The sequence below is a fragment of the Rhizobium sp. RCC_161_2 genome (genome assembly GCF_041355235.1).
Taxonomy (GTDB): Bacteria; Pseudomonadota; Alphaproteobacteria; order Rhizobiales; family Rhizobiaceae; genus Rhizobium.
The window spans coordinates 340,115-348,822 of record NZ_JBFUPL010000008.1; the positions used below are offsets into that span (position 1 = coordinate 340,115).

Annotated in this window: 9 protein-coding genes; all 9 read right to left on the reverse strand. The window is 62.8% G+C overall.

The window, feature by feature from the left end; all coding sequences use genetic code 11:
• Positions 1 to 6 precede the first annotated feature (6 nt).
• Positions 7 to 561 carry a chemoreceptor glutamine deamidase CheD gene (gene cheD, locus AB6803_RS21785; RefSeq protein WP_371110833.1) on the reverse strand — a complete coding sequence of 185 codons (555 nt, stop codon included), beginning with the start codon at positions 559 to 561 and terminating at the stop codon, positions 7 to 9.
• Positions 558 to 947, reverse strand: a complete 390-nt coding sequence (locus AB6803_RS21790) for a response regulator (RefSeq protein ID WP_371110834.1) — start codon at positions 945 to 947, stop codon at positions 558 to 560. The genes cheD and AB6803_RS21790 overlap by 4 nt, the downstream gene beginning before the upstream one ends.
• Positions 947 to 1,990, reverse strand: coding sequence for a protein-glutamate O-methylesterase CheB (gene cheB, locus AB6803_RS21795; protein WP_371110835.1), 1,044 nt, complete (start codon positions 1,988 to 1,990; stop codon positions 947 to 949). Before cheB ends, AB6803_RS21790 begins: the two co-directional genes overlap by 1 nt.
• A complete protein-coding gene (gene cheR / locus AB6803_RS21800; RefSeq protein ID WP_371110836.1) occupies positions 1,987 to 2,895 on the reverse strand; it encodes a protein-glutamate O-methyltransferase CheR in 909 nt (302 codons plus the stop codon). The genes cheB and cheR overlap by 4 nt, the downstream gene beginning before the upstream one ends.
• On the reverse strand, positions 2,892 to 3,359 hold the full coding sequence (locus AB6803_RS21805; RefSeq protein WP_371110837.1) for a chemotaxis protein CheW: 468 nt from the start codon (positions 3,357 to 3,359) through the stop codon (positions 2,892 to 2,894). The genes cheR and AB6803_RS21805 overlap by 4 nt, the downstream gene beginning before the upstream one ends.
• Before the next feature lie 4 nt (positions 3,360 to 3,363).
• The gene (locus AB6803_RS21810; RefSeq protein WP_371110838.1) at positions 3,364 to 5,640 is read right to left on the reverse strand and encodes a chemotaxis protein CheA; all 2,277 of its coding nucleotides are present in this window, start codon (positions 5,638 to 5,640) and stop codon (positions 3,364 to 3,366) included.
• A gap of 16 nt (positions 5,641 to 5,656) precedes the next feature.
• Positions 5,657 to 6,022 carry a chemotaxis response regulator CheY1 gene (gene cheY1, locus AB6803_RS21815; protein WP_028751177.1) on the reverse strand — a complete coding sequence of 122 codons (366 nt, stop codon included), beginning with the start codon at positions 6,020 to 6,022 and terminating at the stop codon, positions 5,657 to 5,659.
• Positions 6,019 to 6,315, reverse strand: coding sequence for an STAS domain-containing protein (locus AB6803_RS21820; protein ID WP_371110839.1), 297 nt, complete (start codon positions 6,313 to 6,315; stop codon positions 6,019 to 6,021). Before AB6803_RS21820 ends, cheY1 begins: the two co-directional genes overlap by 4 nt.
• Positions 6,316 to 6,377: 62 nt before the next feature.
• A complete protein-coding gene (locus tag AB6803_RS21825; protein ID WP_371110840.1) occupies positions 6,378 to 8,021 on the reverse strand; it encodes a methyl-accepting chemotaxis protein in 1,644 nt (547 codons plus the stop codon).
• Between the last annotated feature and the right edge of the window lie 687 nt (positions 8,022 to 8,708).

The window sequence follows — 8,708 nt, forward strand, 5'->3', positions numbered from 1 at the left end:
CGCTGATCAGAAAAATTCGATCGCATTGTCGGCGGGCTTCGGGGCAGCAACGGGGCGCTGTTCTAGGGCCACGGTCTTCTGCGTCTCGGCGCCGGTCAGCGGATATTGCCGTGCACGGCCGGAAACCGGCCAGTACTCCACCTTGCGTCCATGCTCGCCGCCCGTGCTGGAGCTGACGACCGGGATGCCTTCATCCCGCAGGAACTGCATGGCAAAGGCCGCGTTCTGTTCGCCGACATTGGAGAAGGTGGCGATCGTCTTCGCCCCGCCGAAAACCTTCGCTTCCAGTCGGTCGCGACGCGCGCCCTGCTTCAGAAGGCCGTTGATCAGCAGTTCCATCAGATGCACGCCGTAGCGCGTCGCATCGCCGCCACTCGTCGGCGAAGACGCCATTCCCGGCAGCAGGAAATGGTTCATGCCGCCAACACCAGCCACCGGATCGCGCAAGCATGCCGCCACGCACGAACCGAGAATGGTCGCCAGCACCACGTCGGGATCGCCGATGACCTTATACTCGCCCTGAATGATATGCACGCGACGGGCAGTGGCCTCGAGGATCATTTCAGGGCTCCGAACACCGCCTCGATCGCGGCCTTCATTTTTTCAATGGTGAAGGGCTTGGCGAGAACATTGTTGGCGCCGAGCTGGGCCGCCTTCTGCACCAGGGCACGATCGCCCTGCGCGGTCAGGATGATGAAGGCCGCCTTCTTCGTTGCCGGATTGGTGCGCACGGCCTGCAACAGGCCGAGACCGTCCATCTTGGGCATGTTGAAGTCCGAGATCACCAGATGATGCGGCTGCTGCTGCATGATCTTCATGCCCTGCTCGCCGTCGCCGGCGGACGTGATCTGCTTGAAGCCCAGTTGCGTCAGTGCGTCGCTTAGCAATAGGCGACTGGTGACCTGATCGTCGACGATCAGAACTTTGATTTTTTCCGCTAGAGACATTATTCGCTCCCTTCCTTTCGGGCGGCTGTTGCTTTCAATATTTCCTCGCCAATGGCGTTCAGCGGAAACTGCTGTTCAACGGCGCCGAGCTCGAACGCGACCCTCGGCATTCCATAGACCACACAGGTCTTTTCATTCTGGCCGATGGTGCGCGCGCCCGCATGACGCATCTTGAGAAGACCGGCGGCGCCATCGCGCCCCATGCCGGTCAGGATCACGCCCACGGCGTTGCGGCCGGCAAGCTCGGCCACCGAATCAAATAGTGCATCGACGGAAGGGCGATGACCGTTGACCGGGCCGCCCTCGACCAGCCGGCAATGCGGCGCCGAGGCGCTGGCAACCTGCAAATGCCTTTCGCCGCCGGGCGCCAGATAGATCTTGCCGATCTCCAGCCGCGCGCCGTCGGTCGCCTCCTGCACCACCGGGGCGCAGAGACGGTTGAGACGCTCGGCGAAACTGCGGGTGAAGCTCGGCGGCATATGCTGGGTGATGACCGTCGGTGGGCAATTGGCCGGGAATTTCTGCAGCACCGCGATCAGCGCCTCGACGCCGCCGGTGGACGAACCGATCGCGACGATCTTGCGGCCGACACGGAAATCCGCGACCGCGGGCGGCGGGGCATGGCTGGCGGCGGGCTTGACGAATTGCCGCTGCGAACGGGCCGCCGCCTTCACCTTTTCAGCCAGGTCGCCGAAGGGACGAGGCTCGCCCGGAACCGGCTTGCCGACGCAGTCGAAGGCGCCGATCTCAAGAGCGGCAAGCGTCGCCTCGGCGCCGCGATGCGTCATGGTCGAGACCATGATGACCGGCATGGGCCTGAGCGTCATGATCTTTTCGAGAAAATCGAGGCCGTTCATGTTCGGCATCTCGATGTCGAGCGTCACGACATCGGGATTGAGCGCCTTGATCGCGGCGCGCGCCTCCAGCGCGTCCCCGGCCTGGCCGATGACGTCGACCTCTGGATCGGAGCGTAGGACTGCGGTGATCAGGCCGCGCATGGTGGGCGAGTCGTCGACGACGAGGACGCGGGCGGGAGCACTCATGGTTTTCTCCCCGTGTTCTTGCCGATATGGCGATAGGTGGTGATGCCGATATTGTCGAAGAGGTGCTTGGCATCGCCGGCAACCCGCTCGGAATGGCCGATATAGAGATGGCCGTTGTCCTGCAGCTGACCCGCGAAACGCGACCAGATCTTCGTTTGCGTCGGCTCATCAAAATAGATGACGACGTTGCGGCAGAAGATGACGTCGAAGCTGCCCTTGAACGGCCACTGCGCCAACAGGTTCAGCTCGTTGAAGGTGATCAGTCGCTTGACGCGATCGTCGATCTGGAACTTGCGGCGTCCCTGGATCTCCACCTCCTGAAACCATTGCTTGCGCATAGCGGGAGAGACGGTTTCGAGTGCTGCCTCGTCATAGGCGCCCACGCGGGCAAGGCCAAGGATCTTCGGATCGATATCCGTCGCCAGGATCCTGAAATCGAGGTCCGCTGCGTTTGGCAGCAGCGACAGAACCGTGAGCGCGATGGAATAGGGCTCCTGCCCGTCGGAACAGGCAGCCGACCAGATGCGGACGCGGCCGCCGGCCTTGGCGCGCGCCAGAAGTCCGGGCAGAACCTCGTCGCGCAGATGCTCGAAATGATGGTTTTCGCGAAAGAAGCGCGTGAAATTGGTCGTCAGGTGCGACAGCATCTCGCGCCGCTGGACGGCTCCCGCCGGTGAGGAGACCAGCTGGCAATAGTCGCGGAAGCCCGGCAGGCCGAGCGCGCGGATATGCTTGGACAGCCGCGAATAGACCAGCGATGCCTTGGTCTCGTTCAGAGATATCCCGGCGTCCGAATAGATCATGGCGGCGATTTCGGAGAGATCGCGGCGGGTCAATGGATATTCGCCGCTGGCCAGCACCTCGTCCGGGGATACTCTCGGGTCTATTGCTCCCATCACGCTCATGCGGCCTGGCTTTCGTGTTCGGGGAACAGGGTTTCGAGTTCGATGAGACAGATCATGCGGCGGTCGATCGCCAGGACGCCACGCGCGAACTGCCGTTCATAGTCGGAAGAGACTTCCGGCGTCGGCTGGATCGTGTCGTCGGTGACCGTGAGGATATCGGACACGGCGTCAACCAGCAGGCCGACAACCTTGCGCTTGACCTGCGCCACGATGATCACATGCCGCACGGTCGGTTCGGCGCGCTTCATGCCGAGCCGGGCCGAGAGGTCGACGATCGGCAGCACCGCCCCGCGCAAATTGATCACGCCGAGCATATAGCCGGGTGCATGCGGCATGTTGGTTGCCGGCGTCCAGCCGCGAATTTCGCGGACCGACATGATGTCGACGCAGAATTCCTGATCGCCGATCCGGAAGGCGATCAGCTCTCGGGCACCATGGGTCAGGCTCTTGATCGCGTCGGACATAGGCTCAACCCACCGCTGCGTAAGACATTTCGGCCTTCAGCGACTGGCCGCGCGAGGCGCCGACCACGGCATCGACATCGAGGATGAGCGCAACACGCCCATCGCCAAGGATGGTCGCGGCAGCGATGCCGGGCACATGGGTGTAGTTCGCTTCGAGGCTCTTGATGACGACCTGGCGCTGACCCTGGATGGCATCGACCATGAGGGCGCGCTGACCGCCGCCTTCCGATTCGACCAGCAGCGCGACACCGTCGACCGGATTGGCCTGGGTGGCGCGGAAGTTCAGGATGCGCCCGACATCCACCAGCGGGCAGAAGCTGTTGCGGATCGAGATCAGGCGATGGTTGGCGCCGAAGGAGTGGATGGCGGCTGCTTCCGGCTGCAGGGTTTCGACGATCGCGGTCAGCGGCACGACCAGCGTCTGGCCGGCCACCGTCACCACCATGCCGTCGAGGACGGCGAGCGTGAGCGGCAGGCTCATGGTGAAGACCGAGCCATGTCCCGGTTTGGAGGTGATGTTGATGCGGCCGCCAAGCGCCTGAATCGAACGCTTGACCACGTCCATGCCGACGCCGCGGCCGGAAATGTCGGAGATCTTGTCGGCGGTCGAAAAGCCCGGCAGGAAGATCAGGTTGTCGATTTCCTCGTCGGAAAGATTGGCATCGGCGGCGATCAGGTCGTTGTCTATCGCCTTCTGGCGGACCTTCTCGCGGTTGATGCCGGCGCCGTCGTCGGCCAGCTCGATCAGGATGCGGCCGGAGCGATGCTTTGCCGTCAGGCGAACCGTGCCTTCCGGGTTCTTGCCGAGTGCCACGCGCTTTTCCGGGGTCTCGACGCCGTGGTCGACGGCGTTGCGGATCATGTGGGTCAGCGGCTCGGCCAGCTTGTCGATGACCGTCTTGTCAACTTCGGTGTTTTCACCCTCGGTGATCAGGCGGATCGACTTGCCGGTCATATCGGCGATTTCGCGGACGATGCGCGACATGCGCTGGAAGACCGGCTTCACCGGCTGCGCGCGAATCGCCATCACGCTGTCCTGGATCTCGCGGGTGAGCTGCTGCAGCTCCTCGAGGCCCATATTGATCGAGGATGCGCCGTTGTTGTCATTCTCGACGACGCTCTGCGACAGCATGGCCTGGTTGATGACCAGCTCGCCGACGAGGTTGATCAGGCGGTCGACGCGGTCGAGATCGACACGGATGGTCTGGCCAACGCCGGCAGCGGCGGCATTGTTCTGTGCGGCGGCACTCGCAGCAGCGGCCGCCGCCGCGGCTTCCTTCTTTTCGACGCGGGCGGCGGCGAGTTGCGCAATGTTGCTTGTCGTCTCGGCGGCGGCAACCGCGGCGGCCACATCATTCGCTGGCTGCGGCGCTTCCTCGATCTGCCCGGCGCTGTCGTCATCGAGAACGGAAAGATCGAAGGGCACGGGCACCATCGGCAGCTCATCGTCACCCTTGGAGACGGTATCCTCGATCCGCCGGACGTCGAGCTCGCAATCCCATTCGGCGAATTCGAAGACGGTGCGGATGGCATCTTCGCCCTTGTCCGTGCGGACAGAGATCGTCCAGGCGAGATAAGCGCCCTCGGCGTCGAGCTCGTCGAGACCCGGCAGGGCGTCCATATCGCAATGAACGCTCAACTCGCCGACGCGCGCGAGATCGCGCAGCAGCAGCGTTGCGTCATTGCCCTTGGCGTAGAGATCGGCGCGCGGCTTGAAGCTGACCTGGTATTCCGGCATGGCCGCAGGCTCGTCGTCGGCGCCGAAATCATCGTCGAAGCTGAAGGGGATCGGCTGGAAGCCGCTATCGTCCGTCGCAGCGGGCGCAACCTCGACCGGAGCCGGCGCGTGCTTCGCCTGCTTCGGCGCGGCTTCGACGACGGCAGACGCCGAAGGCAACTCGCCATGGGCCAGCGCCTCCAGCTCCTTGACCAGACCCCTGCTGCGGGCAGGATCGACGCTGCCGCCGTCGCGGGCGACATTGGTCAGATCCGCCAGCACGTCGGCGGCCTTGAGCATGACCTTCAGGACATCCTGGGTCGGCTCCAGCTTGTTGGATCGAACGCAATCGAGCGTCGTCTCGAAGACATGGGCAAAGGAGACGAGATCATCGAGACCGAAGGCCCCTGCCCCACCCTTGATGGAATGAACGGCGCGGAAGACGGCATTGACGGTTTCCGGATCGCGGTCGCCATCATTCATTTTCAGGAGACCGGATTCCAGTTCGGCGAGCTGCTCCTCGCACTCCTGGAAGAAAATCTCTTTGATTTCGTTCATATCCATGAGGGACGGATCCTGTTTAAGCGGTTACACGCTCGATGGCATCGATCAGCTTGGCGGGGTCGAAAGGCTTGACGATCCAGCCCGTCGCACCGGCCTGGCGGGCACGGTTCTTCTTTTCGGCATCGCTTTCGGTCGTCAGCACCAGGATCGGGATGGCGCGGTACTTGTCGTTGCGGCGCACGCCCTCGATGAAGCCGAAGCCGTCAAGACGCGGCATATTGATGTCGGTAACGATGACATCGGGATTGGCTTCCTCGAGGACCTCGAGACCCTCGACGCCGTCTTCGGCCTGAATGGTCTCGAAGCCTGCATTGTTGAGGGTGACGAGAAGCATGTTTCGAATGGTCCGTGAATCGTCCACGGTCAGCACTTTTTTCTTCATTGCCGGATCTCCTTGGCAAGCAGGTGATCGATGTCGATACCGATCATCTGCATCGTTTTTTGAAATGCATCCGACACCTTCGAAAAGGTGAAGGACAGCTTGTCTTCATCCCAAGTCTTGGCGGCGGCCATGATGACCTGAATGCACAAAGCGCCGATCCTTTCGACGCCGGAGGCATCGATCGCGACATTGCTGCCGCGCAGCCCCATCAACTTGCCACGAAGCGCCGAGGCCTCGTTGAGGTCCAGCACCGCGGCCAGACTGACTGTCTTTTCGCCTTTCCTGCTCGCCATCGCTTCAATCCTTGTTGCCTGAAATCGAGCCCCGTGGCCCGCATTCGCCTGTAGTAGAGTGGTCAATAGGCATTCCGTTCGCCCCCGGCTGCGGCCCTGCGAGGCGGGAAATCGAATTCGACATCGTCGTCCTGACGCAGGCCGAAGACGTCGTCGCGCCTGGGGGCCGGCAGACGTTGCGCGCCGACCGCCGGGCGCGGCGCCACGGCATGGCGCCGTTCACGTTCAAGGCGGAATTCGCGGATCGTGCGGCCGAGGTCGAGGATGGTATCATGCAGGTGATCGGCGCCTTCGTGCGAACGACCGGCGAGAGTTCCGGCCACTGAAGCGCGTTCGCTGAGGCTGCCGATCTCGACCGTCACGCTGCGCAGGCCCGCGACCTGTTCGTCAGTGGCGGCAGCGATGCCGGAGATGGCGTCGTTGATATCGGTCACCTGGCGGACGATGCTGCCGATCGCCTCCTGAGTGCGACCCACCATCCGCACACCGGCATCGACCTGCGCCTTGGTGCCCGTTACCAGTACCTTGATCTCGCGAGCAGCATCGGCGGAGCGCTGCGCGAGAGCGCGGACTTCCTGGGCGACGACCGCAAAACCACGGCCGCTGTCGCCCGCGCGTGCCGCTTCGATGCCGGCGTTGAGAGCCAGCAGATTGGTCTGGAAAGCGATCTCGTCGATGACGCCGATGATCTGGCCGATCTTTTCGGCCGACGTCTCGATATCGGCCATGGCGGAAATGGCCTGGCCGACGACCTGGCCGCTGTCTTCCACAGCAACGCGCGTGGAAGCGGCGGCGCGCTCGGCCGACCGGGTGCTCGTCGCGTTGCCGCCGATCTGCTCGGCAAGCTCAGCGAGCTGTCTCGCGGAGGTCGCGAGCCCCTTGGATTGCTCCGTGGAATCCTGCGCAAGCGATCGGGAATCGCGAGCGATGGCATTCGTCGTCGCTTCGGCCGCCTGTACGCCGCCGGACAGGGCCGTAAATCGCTGCTGGATATCGTCCAGCGCGGCATTCAGTGCTTCCACCAGTTCGGTGTAGGCCGGTGGGGCATCGGCCGGCATGCGGACCGTGAGGTCGCGCTCGGCAAGCCCCTGGATGACATCTGCGAAGAGACCGGCCGCCTCTGCCTGATCGGTGGTCCGCTGATCGGCCAGCGCGCGTTGATGATTGAGGCGCAATTCGTTGAAGCGGAGCGACACGGCGATTTCGACATCGACCATGACAAGGCGGATGGCGGCCTTGACCAGTTCGCTCAGTTCACGAGCGCGGCGCCTGGTTCTCGGCAATACGGCCCGGCCGCCCATCTCGTCGACGATGCCGGCCAGAATATGCTCCAGGACCACGCCATGGCCGGCGACATGCCAGCGCGGGTCGAGCCCCATCTTGCTTTCGCTGTCGGAGAGAACTTTGACGCGCTCCGCATAGAGGCTGTCGAAACGGGCATCCGTCAACACGTCCCAATGCGAGGATTGCAGATCCTGCAGCCGTTCGAGCTGGCTCTCGCTGGCAAAATTGCGCGCCGCATCCGGAAAGGTCTGGAAACGGTGGAAGAGATCGCGCAGGCCCGCTTTCAGATGGGTCTCAAGCATCGGCCGATTGCGGCGCACGATCTCGCATTGCTCGGCGGCGAGCCCCGCAAAACGCAAGCGATCGCGAAGGCTTCCCGCCTGCGCCCGCCCTGCCTGATCTGACGGCGAATCCTGCGCCAAAATCGTCCCTGCCGAACTGCCAGGCGCAAAGAGCCCCGGCGAAACCGCTGATGATCGGGTTCAGAGGCGATGAGAGGACGAGAAAGGGCGGAGGTCGCCGTCGATCGATTGATCGCGGCACACTGAAGCTCGCTCGTTCATCAAAGTCTGTTCCCGGACCTGTTTGATGAGATGATACCGGATCGAGCCCGGTACGACGGGGCGGCTTCATGCCTGGTGAGAACGAGTAACAATTTTCCCATTCCGACGTGCAGCTTCCATGTTTATGGTTAATTCCTTGCTTGAAGGTTAATAGCCGTCGTCGGCTACTCGGTTTTAATTTGGACGGCGTCCGATTCAATTTCTTGCGGCGGTTAATTCGAGTAAAACCCGGGCCGGCCGCAAGTCACGGGCAAGCTTCATGCTTTAATCCTGCAAGTAGAGACACCTTCGATGTCGACGTGGAGAGAGCAATGATTGTTCTTGGTTTGACTGCCCTGTTGACCGCCGGCATGACGCTTGCCGCCTTCACATTTCTGAGCCGCCTCGAAGAGGTGCGCGTGAAGAGCTCCCCTCGGGTGCTCTAGCGACTGTCCAGCCCCGATACTGCTTGACCGCCTCATCCCGTAGACTAGGCCGTGTCCCCATAACGGGGTTCATGTTGGTGCTGGTGTGTGATTCAATCTCCAGAAAAGGAGATTGCCATGC